The 20,590-nt window shown below is 43.8% G+C and carries 23 protein-coding genes; 13 read left to right on the forward strand and 10 right to left on the reverse strand.

Annotated features, from left to right (window positions below; translation table 11 throughout):
• The first annotated feature begins 20 nt into the window (after positions 1 to 20).
• The 5 genes from BM008_RS06045 (at position 21) to BM008_RS06065 (ending at position 4,535) form a co-directional block, all read left to right on the forward strand.
• Positions 21 to 1,082, forward strand: coding sequence for a DUF1786 domain-containing protein (locus BM008_RS06045; RefSeq protein WP_091934794.1), 1,062 nt, complete (start codon positions 21 to 23; stop codon positions 1,080 to 1,082).
• A 200-nt stretch (positions 1,083 to 1,282) separates the two neighbouring features.
• Positions 1,283 to 1,801 (forward strand): 50S ribosomal protein L16, encoded by a 519-nt coding sequence (locus BM008_RS06050; protein WP_091934796.1) that lies wholly within the window; start codon positions 1,283 to 1,285, stop codon positions 1,799 to 1,801.
• Positions 1,802 to 1,827: 26 nt separating this feature from the next.
• On the forward strand, positions 1,828 to 2,436 hold the full coding sequence (locus BM008_RS06055; RefSeq protein WP_091934799.1) for a translation initiation factor IF-2 subunit beta: 609 nt from the start codon (positions 1,828 to 1,830) through the stop codon (positions 2,434 to 2,436).
• Positions 2,437 to 2,546: 110 nt separating this feature from the next.
• A complete protein-coding gene (locus tag BM008_RS06060) occupies positions 2,547 to 3,332 on the forward strand; it encodes an RAD55 family ATPase (protein ID WP_091934801.1) in 786 nt (261 codons plus the stop codon).
• Positions 3,333 to 4,535: a radical SAM/SPASM domain-containing protein gene (locus BM008_RS06065; RefSeq protein WP_177187989.1), complete on the forward strand. Its 1,203-nt coding sequence runs from the start codon at positions 3,333 to 3,335 to the stop codon at positions 4,533 to 4,535. It begins immediately after the preceding gene.
• A gap of 9 nt (positions 4,536 to 4,544) precedes the next feature.
• On the opposite strand, the gene BM008_RS06070 is transcribed toward BM008_RS06065, so the two are convergent.
• Positions 4,545 to 4,925 carry a hypothetical protein gene (locus tag BM008_RS06070; protein ID WP_143072295.1) on the reverse strand — a complete coding sequence of 127 codons (381 nt, stop codon included), beginning with the start codon at positions 4,923 to 4,925 and terminating at the stop codon, positions 4,545 to 4,547.
• Between the two features lie 376 nt (positions 4,926 to 5,301).
• Between BM008_RS06070 and BM008_RS06075 the strand changes: the two genes are divergently transcribed.
• Positions 5,302 to 6,600, forward strand: coding sequence for a tryptophan--tRNA ligase (locus BM008_RS06075; RefSeq protein ID WP_091934806.1), 1,299 nt, complete (start codon positions 5,302 to 5,304; stop codon positions 6,598 to 6,600).
• Between the two features lie 33 nt (positions 6,601 to 6,633).
• Positions 6,634 to 8,112: a phenylalanine--tRNA ligase subunit alpha gene (pheS, locus tag BM008_RS06080; protein ID WP_091934809.1), complete on the forward strand. Its 1,479-nt coding sequence runs from the start codon at positions 6,634 to 6,636 to the stop codon at positions 8,110 to 8,112.
• A gap of 43 nt (positions 8,113 to 8,155) precedes the next feature.
• On the opposite strand, the gene BM008_RS06085 is transcribed toward pheS, so the two are convergent.
• Positions 8,156 to 9,283 (reverse strand): DUF362 domain-containing protein, encoded by a 1,128-nt coding sequence (locus BM008_RS06085; RefSeq protein ID WP_091934812.1) that lies wholly within the window; start codon positions 9,281 to 9,283, stop codon positions 8,156 to 8,158.
• 209 nt (positions 9,284 to 9,492) lie between these two features.
• Between BM008_RS06085 and BM008_RS15100 the strand changes: the two genes are divergently transcribed.
• Entirely contained in the window at positions 9,493 to 9,987 is a 495-nt protein-coding gene (locus BM008_RS15100; RefSeq protein WP_091934815.1) for a PEF-CTERM sorting domain-containing protein, read from the forward strand.
• Positions 9,988 to 10,017: 30 nt separating this feature from the next.
• Here BM008_RS15100 and BM008_RS06095 read toward each other — a convergent pair whose 3' ends face one another.
• Genes BM008_RS06095 through larE form a run of 4 tightly spaced genes read right to left on the reverse strand, consistent with a single transcriptional unit; the run spans position 10,018 to position 12,590 of the window.
• Entirely contained in the window at positions 10,018 to 10,764 is a 747-nt protein-coding gene (locus BM008_RS06095) for a DUF166 domain-containing protein (RefSeq protein ID WP_091934817.1), read from the reverse strand.
• A gap of 40 nt (positions 10,765 to 10,804) precedes the next feature.
• The gene (locus BM008_RS06100) at positions 10,805 to 11,341 is read right to left on the reverse strand and encodes a DUF531 domain-containing protein (protein ID WP_091934820.1); all 537 of its coding nucleotides are present in this window, start codon (positions 11,339 to 11,341) and stop codon (positions 10,805 to 10,807) included.
• 5 nt (positions 11,342 to 11,346) lie between these two features.
• Positions 11,347 to 11,793 (reverse strand): GNAT family N-acetyltransferase, encoded by a 447-nt coding sequence (locus BM008_RS06105; RefSeq protein ID WP_091934823.1) that lies wholly within the window; start codon positions 11,791 to 11,793, stop codon positions 11,347 to 11,349.
• Positions 11,790 to 12,590: an ATP-dependent sacrificial sulfur transferase LarE gene (larE, locus tag BM008_RS06110; protein WP_091934825.1), complete on the reverse strand. Its 801-nt coding sequence runs from the start codon at positions 12,588 to 12,590 to the stop codon at positions 11,790 to 11,792. The genes BM008_RS06105 and larE overlap by 4 nt, the downstream gene beginning before the upstream one ends.
• Before the next feature lie 101 nt (positions 12,591 to 12,691).
• Here larE and glmM point away from each other — a divergent pair, with 101 nt between their 5' ends.
• Positions 12,692 to 14,032 carry a phosphoglucosamine mutase gene (gene glmM / locus BM008_RS06115; RefSeq protein ID WP_091934827.1) on the forward strand — a complete coding sequence of 447 codons (1,341 nt, stop codon included), beginning with the start codon at positions 12,692 to 12,694 and terminating at the stop codon, positions 14,030 to 14,032.
• Here the strand turns inward: glmM and BM008_RS06120 are convergent, their stop codons facing one another.
• Positions 14,033 to 14,629, reverse strand: a complete 597-nt coding sequence (locus BM008_RS06120) for an endonuclease dU (protein ID WP_091934830.1) — start codon at positions 14,627 to 14,629, stop codon at positions 14,033 to 14,035.
• A gap of 49 nt (positions 14,630 to 14,678) precedes the next feature.
• Positions 14,679 to 15,965, reverse strand: a complete 1,287-nt coding sequence (locus BM008_RS06125) for a proteasome-activating nucleotidase (protein WP_091934832.1) — start codon at positions 15,963 to 15,965, stop codon at positions 14,679 to 14,681.
• A gap of 82 nt (positions 15,966 to 16,047) precedes the next feature.
• On the opposite strand from BM008_RS06125, the gene BM008_RS06130 reads away from it, so the two are divergent.
• The 3 genes from BM008_RS06130 (at position 16,048) to BM008_RS06140 (ending at position 17,924) form a co-directional block, all read left to right on the forward strand.
• The gene (locus BM008_RS06130; RefSeq protein WP_091934835.1) at positions 16,048 to 16,536 is read left to right on the forward strand and encodes a multiprotein bridging factor aMBF1; all 489 of its coding nucleotides are present in this window, start codon (positions 16,048 to 16,050) and stop codon (positions 16,534 to 16,536) included.
• 30 nt (positions 16,537 to 16,566) lie between these two features.
• A complete protein-coding gene (gene proC, locus BM008_RS06135; RefSeq protein ID WP_091934837.1) occupies positions 16,567 to 17,382 on the forward strand; it encodes a pyrroline-5-carboxylate reductase in 816 nt (271 codons plus the stop codon).
• A 173-nt stretch (positions 17,383 to 17,555) separates the two neighbouring features.
• Complete coding sequence (locus tag BM008_RS06140) at positions 17,556 to 17,924, forward strand: DUF356 domain-containing protein (RefSeq protein WP_091934840.1); 369 nt, start codon at positions 17,556 to 17,558, stop codon at positions 17,922 to 17,924.
• 14 nt (positions 17,925 to 17,938) lie between these two features.
• Here the strand turns inward: BM008_RS06140 and BM008_RS06145 are convergent, their stop codons facing one another.
• Together BM008_RS06145 and BM008_RS06155 are read right to left on the reverse strand one after the other, a co-directional pair.
• Entirely contained in the window at positions 17,939 to 18,406 is a 468-nt protein-coding gene (locus BM008_RS06145) for a toprim domain-containing protein (RefSeq protein WP_091934843.1), read from the reverse strand.
• A gap of 404 nt (positions 18,407 to 18,810) precedes the next feature.
• Positions 18,811 to 19,140: a DUF167 domain-containing protein gene (locus BM008_RS06155; protein WP_394328914.1), complete on the reverse strand. Its 330-nt coding sequence runs from the start codon at positions 19,138 to 19,140 to the stop codon at positions 18,811 to 18,813.
• 352 nt (positions 19,141 to 19,492) lie between these two features.
• Between BM008_RS06155 and BM008_RS06160 the strand changes: the two genes are divergently transcribed.
• Positions 19,493 to 20,590 (forward strand): amidohydrolase family protein, encoded by a 1,098-nt coding sequence (locus BM008_RS06160; RefSeq protein WP_091934852.1) that lies wholly within the window; start codon positions 19,493 to 19,495, stop codon positions 20,588 to 20,590.

Below are 20,590 nucleotides of genomic sequence, written 5' to 3' on the forward strand. Positions count from 1 at the left end.
AAGAACCACTCGATTCAAGAATGAGAACACTGGCTATAGATGTTGGTACCGGCACTCAGGACATACTCCTGTATGACACGGAAAAGGAAGTAGAGAACAGTCTTGTAATGGTCATGCCATCACCCACGGTCATCATTGCCGGAAAGGTAAAGAAGGCAACTCAAGAAGGGAAGGATATTTTCCTCAAAGGTGATGTCATGGGAGGAGGACCATCTGTAAGAGCCATCAGATCCCACATCGATAGGGGATACAAAGTGTATGCTACCAGAAATGCCGCTCTCACAATAAAAGATGACCTTGAAAGGGTCAGGTCCATGGGTATTGAGATCGTAGATGAGGATCAGGCCCCTGCAGAAGTAGAAGAGATAATAATGCAGGATATAGACCAGGATGCCATTGGAAGAGCGCTCATGAACTTCGGAGTGGAGATGCCGGACAGTATCGCTGTAGCGGTCCAGGACCATGGGAATTCACCAGATATCAGTAATCGTATCTACCGGTTCAGGATATTTGAAAGGCTGATCGACCAGGGAGGCGACCTAAGTCTTTTTGCATACAAAAGAGATGAGATCCCGGAGGAGTTCACCAGAATGGGGTCAGTAGCACGGAATCTGGACATAGGGGATATCATTGTAATGGACACAGGACCTGCGGCCATTTTCGGTGCATTGCTTGACCCGGAAGCAAAACAACCAGCTATTGTTGTGAACATCGGTAATGGACATACCCTTGCAGCAATAGTAAATGATAATAAGGTAGTAGCTCTTTTTGAGCACCATACCTCAGCCCTTGACGGTAAGAAACTGCAGGGCTACATCGCTGCCTTTGCAAGTGGAGAACTTGGTTTTGAAGAGGTATTCGACGATGGTGGACATGGATGTTACATAAAGGAAACTCCGGGAAAGGATGCCATCAGGTCGATAATGATCACAGGACCAAGACGTAATATCCTTCAGAATATGGAAGAAGAAGAGAGGGATAGAGAGATATGGGGCAAGCTCCATTTTGCAGCACCTTACGGAAATATGATGCTTTCCGGCTGTTATGGATTACTTACATCTGAATTCATAGAGGATCTTTGAACCGGTGATAAAACTTATAAACTCCTAGGTAGTAGGAGGACAGCCATCGAGATTAATCCATATATATTGTTGACAGGCAACATCAACAAATACAAATATATACATATCAATTAGGATACAGATCCAGATGAGAAGGTCAATGATACTTCAAGATAAGTATCATACATTATTTCAATAATCAATTCAAGGAGATTTTATTCATGGTAAGAAAACCAGCAAGTATGTACAGGAACGTCAGACAACGTTCATTCACCAGAAGGAAATACATGGGCGGTGTCCCAGGCAGCCAGGTAATTCACTACGACATGGGTAACAGAAGCGCCGAATTTCCGGTAAAGGTAACACTCATATCAAAAGAGAGATGCCAGCTCACACACAAGTCACTTGAAGCTGCACGTATCACTGCTAACAGAGCAATGACAAACGCTGCAGGCCGTGCAGGATACCACATCAAGCTCAGAGTATACCCACACGAGGTACTTAGAGAGAACAAGCAGGCTACCGGAGCAGGTGCAGACCGTGTATCCAGTGGTATGCGTGGTGCATTCGGAAAGAATGTTGGAACCGCAGCAAGGGTTTCAGCAGGTCAGAAGGTATTCACAATTTCAGTTAACAAAGAGCACTTTGCAGTAGCAAAGGATGCACTAAGAAAAGCTGGCCAGAAACTCCCAACTCCTGTCAGGATCGTAGTAGATCAGGGACAGGAACTTGTGCAGTGAACAGACCTAACAGCGAGGGATAAAAGATGGAAGATTACGAAGCGCTTCTTGATCGTGCAATAGCAAACTTACCTGACATGGAGACTACGGATGCCCGTTTCGTAATCCCTGAGCCTAAGATCATGGTGGAAGGTAAGACCACGATCCTTGATAATTTCAACAACATTGCAGATGTCCTGAACAGGGAACCTGACCACGTGATGAAATATCTCACACGTGAAATGGGTACAGCAGGTAAGATCGACGGTATGAGAGCGGTTTTCCAGGGAAGGTTCTCAAAAGAGCAGATCAAGTCGAACATCGAAGCATATGTTGAAGAGTTCGTCATGTGTTCAGAATGTGGAAGACCTGATACCCAGCTTATGAAAATGGACCGTATCATGGTGTTGAAGTGTGCAGCATGTGGTGCACACAGACCTGTGAAGAAAAGACGTGCCAGTGCACCTGTCAAACAGGACGCCATTGAAGAAGGCAAAGAATACGATGTTCGTATCGATGCTGTTGGTTCCAAGGGTGACGGGATCGCTAAGATGGACAGGTTCACCATCTTCGTACCAGGTGCTGCAAAGGGTGAGACTCTCAAGATAAGGATCAAGAGGATCAGCGGAACCCTTGCATTCGCCGAAAAGGTCTGATACCTGATAACAGGTATCATTTTTCTTCTTTTTTTTTCAAAAGCAATTATTATATATTCATTGAGCCGTATTTATATTAAAAACTCGAAATTAATCGCTCGAGGAAAGATATGGCACGAGTACCTACAGGAATACCAGGATTTGATGAGCTTATAGAAGGTGGGTTCATTGAGAATGATGTAATTCTCCTTACCGGAGGGCCCGGTGCAGGAAAATCAACTTTTGGATCGCAGTACCTGTATGCAGGAATTATGAACCATGATGAACCGGGAGTCTACGTCACATTTGAAGAGACACCTGCCCGGATCATGAGAAATATGTGGAGACATGGATGGGACATGGAACGTCTCATCAAAGAGGACAAGCTTCGCGTAATAAGGGCTGACCCAATTGCATATGACCGTTACATCAAGAAGACAATGGAGCCTGAAAAGGTAGGGGACCATGAGAATGCCACTCTTGAGACAGTGCTGAAGCAGATCTATGCAAGTGTCAGGGAAATAGATGCAAAGCGTCTTTTCATTGATTCACTGACATCCCTGAAGATATCTTCCGATCCGGTACATGTAAGACATATAATACTCGAGTTCATCAAGAACGTTGAAAGCTTTGACTGCACTACTCTCATCACCAGTGAGATCAACAAGGATCCTGAGAATTTCAGTGTTGAGGAATACCTTGCCGAAGGAGTTATCTGCCTTAAGGTCAACAGGATTGGCGGAGAAAGGATCAGATCCCTTGAGATACTGAAAATGAGAGGCGTAAAGCATGATGAAGTGCTTCGTCCATACATAATAGCCGACAAAGGCATAATTGTCTATTCATCCGAATCTGTTATAGGTAAGGAAGCTGATGTATTCTCCCTCGATAGGTGTACAATCCCTGGGGAAGAGTAAATGAAATCCGATAAAAAAGATTCAGATAACAAAGACATTACATTGGTTTCAATACCCGGACTCTCGATCAAAATGGACAAAAAAGCCGATTTTGTCCACTTGAAGGCGCATGGACCTTTACGAAAAGCATGTGCCCCTTTTTTGAAAAGGATCAATGAAAGGTTGAAAGAGGAAAAACCTGCCTTTGTAGATGAGGATAAGGTCATAGCGTCAACATGGCTGCCACCGATCCCAAGTAAGGCTTTCAACAGGTTGCTCCTTGCAGAAACACAGATAGCACTTGGAAGATACATCCCGGAAACTGTTTCCTTTGAGATCACACGCAACTGCAAGTGTGATTGTGAGCACTGTGTTGTCAGTGGAGGAGAAGGAGACCTTGATATTGACACCGTTAAGAGAGCTATCGATGATGTACTTGACATGGGTGCAATGGTGATCGTATTCACCGAAGGCGATCCTATGCTCCGTGAGGATATCTACGAGCTCATCGATTATGTGGACAAGGAACGCGCAATTGTCAATATGTACACCCCGGGCACTGAGATGACACCTGAGAATGCAAGACGTCTCAAGGAAGCAGGACTTCATAATCTCCTTATCAGCGTTTACTCAACTGAACCTGAAAAGCATGATGCTGTACGTCGTCTTGATGGCGCCTATGAAATGGCTACCAATGCCATGAAGATGGGATTAGATGCAGGATTACTTGTTACAATGACAACCCACGTGTCACCAAAGAACATCGATGAACTGCCTGCAATGTACGAACTTGCAAAAGAGATAGGAGTACACGAGTTCTCACTCTGGGAGTCAGTTCCCAAGAAAAAGGGTGATGCGATCATCAGCGATGATGACAGGAAGAAAGTACTGGAAATGTACCACCGCATCAATTCAACCAAAGGTGGACCACGTATATTTGCCAACACGTACTTTGAGGGAGAGATGCTTGGATGTATGGCAGGACAGCGCTGGCTGAATGTCTGCGTTGATGGTCTTGTAAAACCATGCTGTTACATTCCTTTCCACTATGGGAACATACAGGAAAGTTCCGTAAAGGATATCTGGACAAAGATCCGCAAGGACAAACATTTCAGAGGTCAGAGAAGCAGATGCCTTATGCAGGAAACTGAGTATCTCCAGCTTGTTGACAAGATACCTGAAGATGCATCAAAGCCTTATGATATCGATAAACTCGAAGTATAATTCAGTTTATCAACTTGTTTTTTCTGAAATGGACTCTTTCATTGCCAGGAATTTCCTGAAATAGCCATGCATCTGGTAATAAGACATCATTAGATAGGTTCCGCAAAAGAACACTATAAAACCCATATCCGGCTTAATGAAAGTATCCATTGTGCGCATAAGATACAGAATGAAAAATATAGAGCCGCTCAACCATAATGAGTATATTAGTGCTGCTTTTTTTGCACCGTATTCCAGAGCCAGTTTTCCCCATAATTTATTACCAACAAGGATCTCTTTGATCTTCAGCTCTTTTGAATAGTCATTTTTATTAAAACTAGCCATCATTCTTTGTTCCTGGAACAGAAGGATATTCTTTCTTTTACTGATGGCAAACAGAAATGACACCATTAAACATAAAATACCCAATAGAGGACTGAAATACATTGCAGTAAATGACATGAGTATCAGGAAAGAAACAATCACAGGAAGATAGCTTTCATGATCCCTACGTGTACGATATAGATTGTAAGATCCAATTATCAGAAAGAAAACTGCTGCCAGCAAAAATATTATATTCATCGCAAATACCTACCATAAAAATCGGGGCAATATTACAAATATTTAATGCTTATTTGATTTATTTTGTACAGATGAATGGCCAACCATCCAATTTTCCTGATAAGAACATTTACATATCACTAGGTATTTTTACTAACAATTTCATGTGCAGGTATTAATTTAAAAAAGGCATGAATATTAACTTAATTTGATCAAGAGGCAATATATGAACATGAAGATCGACCCCTGGAGCGCATTGAACATTGATGATTATTCCAAATTATTCGATGAATTCGGAATACTGCCATTTGATGATATGGTCCGGGAAATAGAGGATCCTCACAAGTTCATGAACCGTAAGATAATCTTCGGACATCGTAGCTATGACCTCATCACCGATGCAATGAAGAACAACAAACCGTTCTCAGTAATGAGCGGGTTCATGCCATCCGGAAAGATCCATCTCGGACATAAGATGGTTATGGAAGAGATCATCTGGCATCAGCAGCAGGGTGGCGATGCTTTTGTGGGTATTGCAGACCGTGAGGCGCATTCCGTCAGAGGGATGTCCTGGGAAAGATGCAGGGACATCGGAATAAATGAATACATAATATCTCTAATTGCACTGGGTCTCGAACCTGATGGACATATCTACTTCCAGTCAGGCTCTGAGCAGGTGAAGGACCTTGCATTCGAACTTGCAGCAAAGGCAAATTACTCAGAGCTCAGCGCGATCTATGGGTTCACAGGTGAGACCAATGTCGCACACATGCTCAGTGCAGTGACCCAGAGTGCGGACATACTTCACCCACAACTTGAGGAGTACGGCGGACCAAAACCAACTGTTGTACCTGCCGGCGCTGATCAGGACCCACACATACGTCTGACAAGAGGACTTGGACACAAGATGAACATGTTCAAGATCGAAGGCAGGGAAGACAAGAGCGGCAACAAATACTTCAGTGTCCGCAGCAAGGGTGCACCTGAAGAAGCAATGAAGGAATTAAGCCAGCGCATCCCTGGAAAGACAAAGCTCTTTGAAGGGCATGTTGATGTATTCAGTGCGGATAACTTTGAAATGCTTTTAAAGACCGTAAGGGATGTTGAACTGGAATTTGGAGGATACGCATTCGTACCACCATCATCTACATATCATCGATTCATGTCAGGACTGCAGGGCGGAAAGATGTCAAGCAGTGTACCTGACAGCTATATATCGCTCACAGAGGAAACAAAGGGTGCTGCAAAGAAGGTCAAGAGAGCAAAGACCGGCGGCAGGATGACACTTGAGGAACAGAAGAAGCTTGGCGGTGAACCAGAAAACTGCTCTGTCTATGAGATGTTCCTTTTCCACCTGATAGATGACGACGAGGAACTGGCACAGATATACACTGAATGTCGTGAAGGAACCAGAATGTGCGGTAACTGTAAGGCTCTTGCAGCTGAAAGGACAGAAAAGTTCCTCAAAGAACATCAGGAACTGCGTGAAGTGGCAAAGGACAGACTTGATGAATACGGATTATAAGTATCAATAACACAGGCAATAACAGGTGTGATCATGAGCTCCCAATACAACCTTACATCCAATGAGAAGAATGCACTCATCGCATTGGAAACATTAAATGATGCAAGCCCAAAAGAGCTGGCTGACAAAGTAGAAATGAAAATGGAAACTGCAATGCAGGCTGCTTTTCTGCTTGAAGAGAAAGGACTTACAAAAGTAGAGGAAACTGTAACTGAGATATTCGAACTTACAAAGGAAGGCAAGAAATACGCAGAAGAGGGCCTTCCTGAAAGACAGATCATCGACTCTATCTCAGGCCCAACTCCTATGGACGAACTCAAGGAGAAGTTCAATCCGGCAGTAGCAGGCATTGCAACTGGATGGCTGCGCCGCAAAGGATGGGCAGGCATTGAGAAAGGAATGATAGTTCCAACCGGCAATGCTGAAAAAGGTTCAGATGAGATCGTACTTGAAGCGTTTTCCGGAGAGCAGAAGACATTTGAGGAACTTGGAGCGGATAAGAATGTCATCAACGACCTGATCAAAAGAAAGCTTGTAGCCAAGACGGAGGACAAGCAGAGGAAAATAGTGATCACAGCAGAAGGTAAGGGTCTCGTTGCAGCAGGAATTACTGTGGAAGAGGAAGTCGCACAGGTAACTTCCGAACTCCTGAAGAGTGGAGAATGGAAGGAAAAGAAGTTCAGACCATACAATATCCACACTGTTCCAAAGCCAATATATGGAGCAAAGATCCACCCATACCAGCGCCTGATCGATGAGATGAGACGTATTTTCCTTGACATGGGATTCACTGAGATCAAGGGCGAAGCAGTACAAAGCTCATTCTGGAACTTCGATTCATTGTTCCAGCCACAGGATCACCCTGCAAGAGAGATGCAGGACACATTCCACCTTTCAACCACATCTGATCTGCCAGTGGAATACAAGGACAACGTATGTGCTATGCACGAACACGGAGGCGAGACCGAATCCACCGGATGGGGAAGTAAATGGAGTGAAGAGATCGCCTGCAAGAATGTACTGAGGACACATACCACAGCACTGACAATAAAATATCTTGCAGACAACCCTGAAGCTCCGGTCAAGGCATTCTCTATTGACAGGGCTTACCGCAGAGAGACCATTGACCCCACTCACACACCAGAGTTCGAACAGCTCGAAGGTGTCGTAATGGACAAGGATATGTCATTCTCAAACCTCCTGGGATGCCTTTCTGAGTTCTATCACAGAATGGGATTCGAAGATGTACGTTTCAGACCAGGATATTTCCCATATACAGAACCAAGTGTAGAACCGGAAGTTTATGTGGACGGACTTGGTTGGGTCGAACTCGGCGGAGCAGGAGTATTTAGAAAAGAAGTCACTGCGCCACTTGGAATCAAATACCCAGTACTTGCATGGGGACTTGGCGTCAGCCGTCTTGCAATGCTTAAACTGGGACTCAAGGACCTGCGTCAGTTATACCACTCAGATATCGACTGGCTCCGCAAGAGCGAGGTATGCCAGCTGTAAGCTGGTACACCATTTATTTCTTTTTTCCTTTTTCTTTTAAAAATCATCTTCTAGCAGATATTATTATTTTTGCCAGCAATGACATGTCTATGTCTACTGCATCTTCAGGACAGAGCTCACGACAGCAATAGCACATGATGCATTTATCCCTGTCGATCTCAAGATGCGTTCCCACTTCTCCTATAGCATGAACTGAACAGTTCATGGCACATGCACCACAAAGGACACATCTGGAAGTATCTATCTTTGGACGCATTTCAAAGTACCTGCCAAACATACGAGTGATGGAAGGTGGAAATGTGGATGTTACGCCACCGGATGAAGGTTTATATTTCATTTTCACTTCATCCAGTAATGTACCAACTATCACCGGATCCTTTGAACCAAGACCCCTTTCAATTGCAGCACTTGTAGTCGGAATTACCATCGGATCGAAACCAATGAGCTCTGAAGCAACCACATCAAGGGATACACAGTCATAACTTGCCAGTATCACTCCTGTGTTAACAGGTGTGCCATGGGACGGACCATTACCTTCCATGCCAACAACCCCATCCATGACTGCAAGATGAGGTTTGACAACTGAATAAAGATCAACTACAGCCTCGCCGAACAGTTGCCTTTTTGCAAGCAGATGAATCTCCTTGCGGGTCCGAAGAGGCAGGGCACCAAACATGTTCTTCACAGCACCTGTGTAATAGCTGAGCTCATGGGTCTTGAGTTTGGGAAGGGAAATTATCACATCAGCATCAATAACTGCTTTTGAGACAAAAAGCCGTGGGAAATGAAGAGCTTTGGGAACATCCACCTCTTCAAAACCAGCAGTCTGGAAATTGACCAGTTCTGCACCACATTCCCTGGCAACTGCACTGATCCCCGATGTTTCAAATGCATCTGCTGTCGCTCCGGGATGGGTCATACCTGCACCATCACCGATAATAGGGCTACCTCCAGCTTCTTTGACCAGTTCACACATTGCAGCAACGATGGAGGGATGAGTTGTTACGGCTTCTTCGGGTTTTCGGGCGGCAAGGACATTGGGTTTTAGCAGGACATGGTCACCTGCGGATATCACTGATCCCAGACCACCAATGAGAGAAAGGGACTCTGTAATGCACTTGTAAACATCTGAATAGTCATCACATTTTACGATGGAAACCTTGTTACCCATAATACAGCCATAAGCATAAGAGATTGAAATATATGTTGAACAATAATAAAATACTGATAGCTTCTATTGACAAATACATTGAGAGAAACACACCCTCATAATGATGAGTATAATGACATTTTTGATTTATGAGGAAAGTATATGAATAAGGATGACAGAATAAAAAGTAACTAAAAGGTATCTAGTATACAAAGTAGGTGGTACATAGAATGAAAAGAGTAGTGATAATAACACTTGTAATGATGCTGGCACTTATGCAAGTGGCAGCAGCAGCAACAGCTGCTACGCTTTCGCCCCTGGAATGGGATGGAGTAAAAGGTACAGACAGTACTCAGGAATGTGACGATCCTAAATTCGGCGGCGATGCAGGAATCCATTGGGTTGCCACCGGGCACGACCCTGCTGCCAGTAACTACAACCTTACGATCTATGTAGATGATGTATTGGTAGAGTGGGTAAGCCCAGATGGGATCCAGGGCAATAATGTAGATTTCTACACGAAATATTACAATTGGACTGAAGTTAAGCTAAATGCAAGCTTGGAATTCGACGGATTTATGGATTCGAATGCGGATCTGAAGATATCCCACTATTGTGAAGATGGTAATGGTGGTATCACGGAAATTCCCGAATTCCCACTAATTGCACTTCCAGTAGCAGCAATAATCGGACTTGCATTCTTCTTCCAGCGCAGAAAGGAGTAAATTTACTCCTTTGAACTTTCTTTTTTAAAACTAGTTCTTTTCCATTGCATCTTCTACGCTTTTTCGGATGATATATCCGGCCTCATGAAGAATGGTATCGCCTATTTGGGTATCCTTTTCCATACTTGCAGTACATGGATATGAATGATGAGCACTGGAAATAGTCTCTTTGTAGTCCTTAATATCAGACCACTTCAATTTTTTAGCGACGAACCATGTTGCACCGCAGGGAGCATCCCTCAGCACCTCAACATGAGTGAATATACCATTCACGAGGTCGGTCGCGATCTTCAACAATGGACGTCCGAATCCCATCCCTACGAATTCATCGATCACAGGTTTTCCGGTGAGATCCAGAGAACAGAAGGGTTTGGGACATTCACATTCAACATCATTTGCCTCAAGTTTGCCTTTTACCTGTTCAGTAAGACCTGCTGGCACCAGGCGGGAGTCATCCACCGGAATTATAACAGCCTTTGCATTTGTCATCTCTGCAATATCCGGCACGGACATCAACAGATCAGGATGAAGGTCTATGGCAATGATAAGGTCGGTAAGAGGAAGATTCCCGGGAATATATTCTGCAGGGTCCTCCACAAAATCAGGAAGGTCGGTACGCAGCTCAAAAAGACCTACTATCATGGGTGCAAAACTTGCCCTTGGCTCGCGGCAATGGTCACAAAGGTCACCACATGATACACAGAAGCTATCCGAGTTGACAAGATTCCCAACAACCTTCCTGCCAAACTCCCCTGAATAAAAAATGCTCAGACGCATGAAACTAAGTATACATATGATACTTAATAAAGTTCCCTGCCTATTTATCAGCTCTTTTAGTATTCACAATTCCCATTATGTAAGAAGGTATACACCCTATGGCCGTACATGTTTCCAGAGAAACGCCCTGGGATGTTATATCAAGATGATATCTCGCAAGACCGAAAAGGTCCTTAGGAAGTCCTTTGCGTCCAAGTCCTACCAGCACAAGGAATGACTTATTGTGCAGGATCTCATCCGCGAATGTTTCAGGGGTCATTGCAAACTTCTTTTCCGGCTTAGAGGTTGTCACGATCACAGAACCGAACTGGGGCTGGAATCCTTTCTTTGGAAGGTCGAAAACGAATAGATGACGCTTTTCATGAAGCATCTTCAGATACTTGCCGGATTCACCGATCGTCGTCTTATCTGCTACATAATCTACCAGTTCATCGGCATCCATCTTGAAAGGGAAATCAAAAAGAGCAAGAGAGAAACCAAAAGCATGACATATAGGTGCAGCCCTTGCTATTGCCCTGTAATGAGCATCCAGTACTTTGATCTTGTCGTACGTATTTACAATACCTAATGTCAGCAAACATATCACCTGATCTTATTCCTTATATCCAGACGCAACACAGATTGCTTACAGTTATTAAACCTGTTGCAGTCTGCACAATCATCCCACAATTCTTTCTTTTCTGAGTCATCCAGGCGAACAAAGCCTGCCTTTTCAAAAAAGACAGGTGATGTGGTCCTAGTAAAAATAAAGTCATCATCAAGTCCTGAAACAAGATCCTCTATCAACAAGCTGCCAATTCCCTTTTCACGATGATCGGGATGAACAGCTATGGAATGGATCTCAGGGATCTTTCCCACCTCCAGACACACAGCCCCAACTATCCGGTTACCAGACACTGCAACTAGGACATCATCTATTGAAACCCCATCTATATCATGATAATAAGTTGACATCAGGATCTCGATCGCCCCTTCATCCTGAAGTTCTGCCTTTCGTATAATGATAGCTTCATTCGCATTTGAGATCATAGCACTTCATCCATACTACCACTTCTGAAACCTTCCAGGTCCAATGTAACATAGGAGAAGCCGGCCTCCTTCAAATATGAGACAATGGTTTCCCTCATAACCAACAATGTTGACATCTGGTCCACAGGGACCTCTATACGTGCAATTCCTTTGTGGTCCCTTACCCTTAGTTCCTGAAAGCCCAGACCAATAAGAAGATCCTCTGCCAGCTCAACCCTTTTAATGCCTTCTTCCGTCAGAACATCACCATATGGAAAACGAGATGCAAGACACGGAGATGGAGTTTTGTCTGCAACCGACAGGCCAAGTTCTCGTGCGATCTGACGGATCTCATCTTTTGTTACATCAAATTCCAGAAAAGGAGAGTATACTTTGTCTCCGGCTTCTTCAATAACTCTTTTACCCGGCCTGTATGCAGCAGAATCAGAAGCGTTGCTTCCTTCAATTATAACATTAAAACCGAGTTCATTCTTTAAGGAATTAAGAAGACCTATTATCTCCTTTTTACAATAATAACACCTGTTGGGACTATTTTCAGTGATCAGAGGGAACTGCAGTTCATCCAGATAGACTACCTTGTGTTCAATTCCAATTTCCTGTGCTACTTTTTTTGCACAATCCAGTTCCCTTTCAGGGAATGAATGGTTCTTAATTGTTACAGCGACCGCCTTTTCTCCAAGGACATCAGATGCTATGGATGCAAGGACCGAACTGTCCACACCTCCTGAAAAGGCAATGATGACACTTTCCTTTTCGGATATCCCTTTTTTCAATAATTCCAGTTTTTCAATGACCATTTGTTAATAATATGCAGAATACCCTATTAAGCATATTCTTACAAAAAATAAAATAGGATCCTGACCTATACATGCAATACTTTTGATAACGGTGATAATAGATGGCATTTTTTGGAACTAATGGCGTAAGGGGAATAGCGAACGAATACATAACTCCACAACTGGCGATCGATGTTGCAAGAAGCCTTGGAACATACATGGGATCAACAGGAGTTGTTGCGATCGGCAGGGATACAAGGGCTTCAGGAGAGATGCTCAAGTCAGCTGCTATCGCAGGTGCACTTTCAGCAGGACTTACAGTAATAGATGTTGGGATATGTCCGACACCTTCAGTGCAGTATTACGTGAAAGAATATGCAGATGCAGGAATAGTTGTTACTGCATCCCACAACCCAAGAGAATACAACGGTATCAAGCTCATAGCTGCTGATGGCAGTGAGATGTCACGTGAAGGAGAAAGAGAGATAGAGAAGATATATTATTCCAAGGAATTCAATGCCGCACCATGGGAGAGAACAGGAGACCTGCGCCATGACAGTAATGCCAATGAATTTTACATCAGCGGCATAATCAATTCCGTGGACCATGAGCTTATCCGTGAGAAAAGGTTCAAGGTTGTCGTAGATACAGGATGTGGAGCAGGTTCTGTCACATTACCATTCCTTCTCCAGAGACTTGGATGTGAGGTCATCACGATCAATGGACAGGTAGATGGAACATTCCCATGGAGGAATCCGGAACCAACTCCAGATGTGCTTACAGAGCTTGCTGACATAGTCAGGAAGTCAGGTGCCAATATGGGAGTTGCACAGGACGGAGATGCCGACCGTGCAGTGTTCTTTGATGAGAATGGAGAGTTCATCGAAGAAGAGATACAGCTTGCTATGATGGCAAAATATGTACTCGCAAGGAAAAAAGGACCAATAGTCACACCTGTGAGCTCATCCTCACGTATGCTTGATGTTGCAAAGGAAGCGGGCGTGGAACTTAACTGGACCGCTGTAGGTTCCATCAATGTTGCACGTAAAATGATGGAAATTGACGCTGTATTTGGCGGAGAGGGCAATGGCGGACTTATCTTCCCTGAACATCAGTATTGCCGTGACGGTGCCATGGCATGTGCAAAGTTCCTTGAGATCATTGCCAACGGACAGAAATTGTCCGAGCTTGCACAAAGCGTGCCTGAATACTTCAATTCGAAGACAAAGGTCAGGATAGAGGACCTTCCGGGAGCTATGGAGAAGGTAAAGGAAGTAGTTCTCTCAAAGGACAATGAAGTAGACACCAGAGATGGAGTGAAGATATGGTACGATGACGGATGGGTACTCATCAGACCTTCAGGAACAGAGCCGATCATCAGGATATTTGCAGAATCAAAGACAAAGGAAAGAGCAGATGAATTGATGAATGAAGGTGTCGAGCTGGTGAACAGCTCCAAATGATCAGGCCTTACCCCTTGATTCACCAAGGACAATTCCCGTAGCGATCAAATGAGCCACTCTCAGTGGCTCAGGAATATTGCTTCTGGTAGATGATATTTTTACTATCTTTGCAGCAAATTCAGGTTCAATTCCACAGCACTGGATAAAAACAGGATTTGATCTATCCTTTGTTACAACTTTATGGATAGGACCTGCATTCTTTATGATCTCGGTCCTTTTTTCTTTCTCTGGAAGAAAAGAAAGGGCATCTTCTATTTTTTCAAAGTTTGGCAGGTCACGCATAAGAACGATCACCGGAATATCGGTCTCTTTGTTGAGATGGATGATGTCAACAGGATTGAAACCGCCATATGTGATCCCATCAAGCATAATAGCACGGATCTGCGGAAAGTGTTTGCTCCGAAGGACCATTTCAACGATCTTATCTGTTGCATCCAGGCCATCTCTTGTGATCTCAGAACGAAGGACGCCATCAAGCCATTGCCCGCCACGAAAGAAGGCTCCGACTATTGTTATAGTATCAGTTATAAGCGCAGAATCATCTATCCCTAAGATGCGGATCTCATCTTTGATATGGAATGGTCTTACCGAACCCACAAAGAATTATATGAAAAAAGGTAATGAAGTAACTTGCCAGCAGAAATGTTCAGATGAACATTCCTTCCGGAAGAACTTCCTTTTTATTTTCTGTTTTTGACATTACTTTCTGTACGGACTCGAGGAACTCTGCCATGCTCACAGAATCCTTATCGAACCTGACCGCAAGCATACCGGCCTCCATAGCGATAGCATTGAGGTCTGCACCACTTGCACTCTCTGTAAGCTTTGCCAGTTTCTTGTAGTCGATGTCATCTGCAACGGACATGAAGCGAGTGTGTATCCTGAAGATATTCTCACGAGCCTCTGCATCCGGCATTGGTACATTGACTATCCTGTCAAACCTTCCGGGCCTCAGTATCGCAGGGTCAAGAACATCCAGCCTGTTCGTAGCTGCAATTATCCTTATGTCACCCCTGTTATCAAAACCATCCATTTCAGCAAGCAACTGCATGAGAGTTCTCTGAACCTCACGGTCAGCGCCATTCGTATCGTTCAGGCGCCTTGAAGCTATTGCATCCAGTTCATCGATGAAGACGATACTTGGTGACTTCTTCCTTGCCATATCGAACATTTCCCTGACAAGCTTTGCACCATCACCGATATATTTCTGGATCAGTTCGGAACCTACCACCCTGATGAATGTGGCATCCGTCCTGTGTGCAACGGCCTTTGCAAGCATGGTCTTTCCGGTACCAGGCTCTCCATAAAGAAGAACTCCTTTTGGCGGAGTGATACCTATGCGTTCGAAAGATTCAGGTTTTGTCAAAGGTAATTCAACGGATTCGATCAGTTCCTGTATCTGCGGTTCCAGTCCACCGATATCCTCGTAATTGACATCCTGGGACTCCAATACCTCCATTGCTGAAACATCCGGATCCTCGGTCGTTGGGATCACTTCCACAATGGCAAGCGTCTGCTGGTTCAACGCAACCTTCACACCCGGAACCAGTGAATCCTCATTGAGGTACTGTGATACGTTCACCATGAACTGCGGACCTGTCGAACTCCTTACAAGCACCTTTTCCTCACTGATGACATCCATTATGGTTGCCACTACAAGAGGAACGGTCTTTAAGCGGTCGATCTCTGCCTGCAGTCTTCTTACCTCACGTTCATATTTGAGCTTCTGGCTCTCAACAAAACGTTTTTCAGACTCTATCTGGTCACATTGTTCTTTCAGAAGATTGTTCCGGGACTCAAGCTGCCTCATACGATCAAGCAGATATTTGGAAAAATCTTCCTCGCTGTCTGAGCCGACATAATCATAGTCTGCCTTGTTCACAGAAGTAAAATCATACCTTCTGTGTTCAAATTCGTCGCTGGTTTCGCTCATGTGCCTCCGAATAATATTTAAGTGCGAAGGGTATATAGCCCTTTCGTAAAGAAGAGATCAGTCTTTTTATGAGTTGAGACCCATGCAGTGTGAAATATGTGGCGCCGAAATAAGAGGCGGTTCTTTTAAAGTCAGTATTGACGGAAGTGAACTTACCGTTTGTGGAAACTGTTCACAATATGGGAATGCAGTTGGAAAGCGTACCCCAGTATCAAGAAAGGTTGCACCTGTTGGCCGTGCACCTGTGACCACAGGAACCCGCAGACCTCCGAGAAAAACACCAGGAATGGTAGTTGACGAGCTTGTAGACGAATACGGACATGCAATAAAAGAAGCAAGAGAAAGAAAGAAATGGACACATGACCAGCTTGCTTCGAAGATCAAGGAAAAAGCAACACTTATCAAGAAGATCGAACGTGAGGAGATCGTTCCTGAGGATGATGTTCGCCAGAAGATAGAGAAGGCCCTTGATATCAAGCTCACAGAGAGGAGCGGAGATGATGAATGGACCGGTGATCGCCTGAACAGAGGTACAACCCTTGGTGACATTGTTACCATAAAACGCAAATAAATATCAAATTTAGGATAATAGAGTGATAAAATGAGTCTTGAAGGCAAAAAACTGGGATTTATAGGAACAGGAAAGATGGGCAGTGCATTGATCAGTGGTATCTGCAATGCAGGACTATTTTCCGCATCTGACGTATATGCAAGTGATCTGTATGAACCTTCACTTGAGGCATTGGAACAGAGTGTAGGAGTGAACGTTTCAACGGACAACAAGATCACAGTCACAAATTCCAATATTATAGTCCTTGCAGTAAAGCCACAGATACTCAAAAAGGTCATATCCACTATCAAAGATGACGTGACCGAAGAAAAGCTTATCATATCTATTGCAGCCGGTGTCAAACTGGAGGATATAGAGAAAGAGTTCAATGCAGGAACACGTGTCGTAAGGGTCATGCCTAACATAGCTGCAACAGTAGCAGAGGCAGCTTCTGCGATCACACAGGGAACAAATGCATCAAAAGAGGATGCTGAGGATGCCCTTGCAATATTCCGTTCAGTGGGAAGTGCCATACAGGTCACTGAGAACCTGATGGATGCTGTGACCGGACTTTCCGGAAGCGGACCTGCATATATATTCCCTATCATTGAGGCAATGGCTGACGGTGCTGTATATGAAGGACTTGACAGAAGCAGCGCAATGGTCCTTGCAGCCCAGACAGTGATAGGTGCGGCAAAGATGGCACTTGAAACTGAAATGCACCCAGGGGAACTGAAGGATATGGTCACATCACCTGCAGGAACCACCATCCGCGGAATTCGTGTGCTTGAAGAATGCGGAGTAAGGGCAGCTTTCATGAAGGCTGTGATCGAATCATCCAATCGTTCAAAAGAACTTGGTAAATAACTAACATTTACAAAAAAATATATTATACACTTCTCCCTATAGAAAAGTTTATAATACTAAAAACTTTTAATTATATATATAGGCTAGGAAATCCAGACACATTAGGTCCGGGAACCTAAAAACGTGACGAAGAGATAATATTATGAAAAAATTATATAAGGGGATTTTCTGGAATGGGGATTGGAGTTAAATCTTTTGCCGTCATCAGGGGCGATAATGCAGATAAGGTCAATGTAGCCTTACATGACCTTGAGCACTATGGTAGAATGAGATTCGTTTCAAAACCGAAACGTATCGAACCTATTTATGCCGATAATCTTCTGGTAAGTGTCGCAGGTGTACCACTCCGGGCCAGATGCAATTCCGCAGCATTGGTGGAACTTGACAATAATGCAGGTGCCGCCATAAGCAAGCTAAGGAAGATACATCCACCAGCCCATGTAGTGATCGTAAGTCCAAGGCATGATGTCTATGAAGAACTCATAGACAAATCAGAGCTTTACCCTGAATTCGAACGCAGTTTTGAACCTCAACACCATTAAGAATGGAGCCTGCCTTAAAGAAGGTCAGTTGCATCATTAGCTTTGGTTATCTCCCTTAGTTTCCTGACATAACCAGGAAGACTTTCAACATCTTTTATTTCCTTTTGCACCAGAGAGACCATCAGGTCCCTTATCCTTGTTTCAGGATCAGTACCCAGTGAATGCAGATTTTCAACAAGCTTGGAAGCAAGAAGATTCCCGCGTCGGTCCCAGTCAGTGAGGATGACAATATCCCTACCTGTACCTGCAAGCCCTTCTGAGAAATTAATGAGAGAATGATGGGTTGCAAGACGGAAGTCACCATCAAGACCTAAAGAATTGAGAGCCGCAACATCCCTTTTGCCTTCAACAACTATGATCGCATCCTGTTTTATTAGTTCCTGCAATTGGTCCAGCAATTCTTCGACCATCTCCAGCCTTTTCTGATAGACCTCCAGAGGTGCCTTTAATGATCTTTTAGAGTACTGTCGTTTTCGTTGCATGAGAATATCCGACCCTTCTTTTAAAAATAGCCGCTGATATTATTCGTTTATCAGATTAAAGTATGACCTTCAAAAATGAAACAAAACAAAAGACAAGAGGGATACGCATTATCGAAACAGATAAGCGATCAAATATGCTATACACCAGAAATGTTAGTTACAAGCAGTGCCCTGTCGCAATGAAAGCAAATGATTCGGGGATCGGAGGGGATCGTTGCGACAGGGCTTATAATATTCACTTGTAATAACGAACGAATTCTTCAAACTGTTCGAAGTAAGTCGCTCTGTTTACCAGATTTTCGAAATATTCATCCATGTATTTCACCTCAGATACTACATTCTCATAAGAATATATTAATGGAAGGCAAGCAGGGTGAAAGTATTATACACAACAAGGACATCGATCATATATCACAGTGCTCCGGCATCTTCTCCTTTAAAATATCCACCACAGCAGAGTATTCAATACCCTCAAGAAGAAGTGATTTCTTCGAATTATGCATGCCATTGACAATAGATATACCAGATGATCTCAGACCGAATAGATCTGCGAGGCTTGCAATTAGCTGCTCATTGGCCTTGCCTTTCTGGGCATTCTGTGACAAACGTACCTCAATGCGCTTTCTCCAGAGATTGTAACCACTTGGAACGCAAAGGGACTTTGAACCGGGAGTAACCTCGATATCAATAATAACCCCTTCAGCGATCTCTTTCAATGCATCTTCAAAGGACATACAGGACACCAACTGAAAAACAATTATCAATAGGACAAAATGAGAAATAGATAGATGAGCAGTAGGATAATGCTGTCGTCTGACGCACTAACTCCGGGATATCACCCTATGGATTCTCCGCTGTCCATCCCAGTTTCCCTCGTGACAGGCTTTATTGCACTATCCAGTGTATCGCATTGAGGTTGTCTGTACAATCACAGATAGGCTCTGCCATGTTCTCATGCAAGGACCTAACAATGCGCATGTCCAATACTACATGACAGACATATAAATATAGCGACACATGGTGGTCTAATTCCTATATGATCTTGATAAGTGCTTATAAACGATAACAACCATAGTATATTTGTCCATGCCATGCGAACAGACCATCTCCGGCAAGATAATATACGGACCTGAAGCAGAGGTCATTGAAGGATATATAGTAGTAGAGGATGGCATCATCAAAGAGGTCCATGAAAAAAGGACCGATTCCAACAACATAATAGCACCCTGTTTTGTAAATGCCCATACACACATCGGAGATTCTGTCCTTAAGGACCCGGTACTTGGCGAGCTCTCGGGACATTATGTTAAAAGGGACCTCAGCCAACTGGTACAGCCACCTCATGGTCTGAAACACAGGATACTCAACAGAACCTCACACAAGGATATGGTAAAGGCAATGCAGGGATCTTTGCAGGACATGCATGATACAGGGACATGTGCCTTTGCAGACTTCAGAGAAGGAGGTATGAAGGGAGTACTTGCCTTAAAAGAAGCACTTGAAGGCTCAGAGATAGAAGGACGGATATTTGGAAGACCTGTTTCAAGCGAAACAAAGGACCTTTCAAAAGAGTTGACAGAACTTCTTGATTATGCAGACGGACTCGGAATGAGCGGTGCAAATGATATTGACATGGAGTTCATAGAAAAAGCAAGGAAATGTTCACAGGACAAATACAGGACCTTTGCAATACATTCCGGAGAGAACAACAGAAGCGATATCGAAAAAGCATTGTCACTTGATCCGGATATACTAATACACATGACCCAGGCAAACCCTTCTGACCTAAGAGAAGTTGCTGACAGGGACATACCAATTGTAGTGTGCCCAAGGTCTAATTTTATCACAGGGGTTGGGATGGCGCCTGTTATTGAAATGTTAGATCAGGGGATCAAGGTCGCGGTTGGAACGGATAATGTAATGCTGAACTCAGGCAACATGTTTGCTGAGATGGAATTTTTATCCAAAATTTTTGGCATAGAGGACAGACAAGTATTTATGATGTGTACGCTTATGGGTGCAACAATATTAGAACTTGACACAACAGGTTCTATTCTTGAAGGAAATTTGGCTAAATTAATGATCATCAACGGGAATTCGAACAATCTCACAGGCATCAGGGACCCGATCAGTGGAATTGTAAGGAGAGGGCGACCTGATGACATACTATCAGTAATGATATAA

The sequence above is a fragment of the Methanolobus profundi genome (genome assembly GCF_900114835.1).
GTDB classification, from domain to species: domain Archaea; phylum Halobacteriota; class Methanosarcinia; order Methanosarcinales; family Methanosarcinaceae; genus Methanolobus; species Methanolobus profundi.

Excerpts from the sequence above, each read along its gene's own strand:
- BM008_RS06050 (WP_091934796.1), top strand. The coding sequence starts at position 1,283 with ATGGTAAGAAAACCAGCAAGTATGTACAGGAACGTCAGACAACGTTCA.
- BM008_RS06140 (WP_091934840.1), top strand. The coding sequence starts at position 17,556 with ATGGGGATTGGAGTTAAATCTTTTGCCGTCATCAGGGGCGATAATGCA.
- BM008_RS06155 (WP_394328914.1), bottom strand. The coding sequence starts at position 19,140 with ATGTCCTTTGAAGATGCATTGAAAGAGATCGCTGAAGGGGTTATTATT.
- pheS (WP_091934809.1), top strand. The coding sequence starts at position 6,634 with ATGAGCTCCCAATACAACCTTACATCCAATGAGAAGAATGCACTCATC.
- proC (WP_091934837.1), top strand. The coding sequence starts at position 16,567 with ATGAGTCTTGAAGGCAAAAAACTGGGATTTATAGGAACAGGAAAGATG.
- BM008_RS06065 (WP_177187989.1), top strand. The coding sequence starts at position 3,333 with ATGAAATCCGATAAAAAAGATTCAGATAACAAAGACATTACATTGGTT.
- BM008_RS06060 (WP_091934801.1), top strand. The coding sequence starts at position 2,547 with ATGGCACGAGTACCTACAGGAATACCAGGATTTGATGAGCTTATAGAA.
- BM008_RS06125 (WP_091934832.1), bottom strand. The coding sequence starts at position 15,965 with ATGAGCGAAACCAGCGACGAATTTGAACACAGAAGGTATGATTTTACT.
- BM008_RS06085 (WP_091934812.1), bottom strand. The coding sequence starts at position 9,283 with ATGGGTAACAAGGTTTCCATCGTAAAATGTGATGACTATTCAGATGTT.
- BM008_RS06055 (WP_091934799.1), top strand. The coding sequence starts at position 1,828 with ATGGAAGATTACGAAGCGCTTCTTGATCGTGCAATAGCAAACTTACCT.
- BM008_RS06075 (WP_091934806.1), top strand. The coding sequence starts at position 5,302 with ATGAACATGAAGATCGACCCCTGGAGCGCATTGAACATTGATGATTAT.
- BM008_RS06145 (WP_091934843.1), bottom strand. The coding sequence starts at position 18,406 with ATGCAACGAAAACGACAGTACTCTAAAAGATCATTAAAGGCACCTCTG.
- BM008_RS06160 (WP_091934852.1), top strand. The coding sequence starts at position 19,493 with ATGCCATGCGAACAGACCATCTCCGGCAAGATAATATACGGACCTGAA.
- BM008_RS06045 (WP_091934794.1), top strand. The coding sequence starts at position 21 with ATGAGAACACTGGCTATAGATGTTGGTACCGGCACTCAGGACATACTC.
- BM008_RS15100 (WP_091934815.1), top strand. The coding sequence starts at position 9,493 with ATGAAAAGAGTAGTGATAATAACACTTGTAATGATGCTGGCACTTATG.
- BM008_RS06070 (WP_143072295.1), bottom strand. The coding sequence starts at position 4,925 with ATGGTGTCATTTCTGTTTGCCATCAGTAAAAGAAAGAATATCCTTCTG.
- BM008_RS06095 (WP_091934817.1), bottom strand. The coding sequence starts at position 10,764 with ATGCGTCTGAGCATTTTTTATTCAGGGGAGTTTGGCAGGAAGGTTGTT.
- larE (WP_091934825.1), bottom strand. The coding sequence starts at position 12,590 with ATGGTCATTGAAAAACTGGAATTATTGAAAAAAGGGATATCCGAAAAG.
- BM008_RS06130 (WP_091934835.1), top strand. The coding sequence starts at position 16,048 with ATGCAGTGTGAAATATGTGGCGCCGAAATAAGAGGCGGTTCTTTTAAA.
- glmM (WP_091934827.1), top strand. The coding sequence starts at position 12,692 with ATGGCATTTTTTGGAACTAATGGCGTAAGGGGAATAGCGAACGAATAC.
- BM008_RS06105 (WP_091934823.1), bottom strand. The coding sequence starts at position 11,793 with ATGATCTCAAATGCGAATGAAGCTATCATTATACGAAAGGCAGAACTT.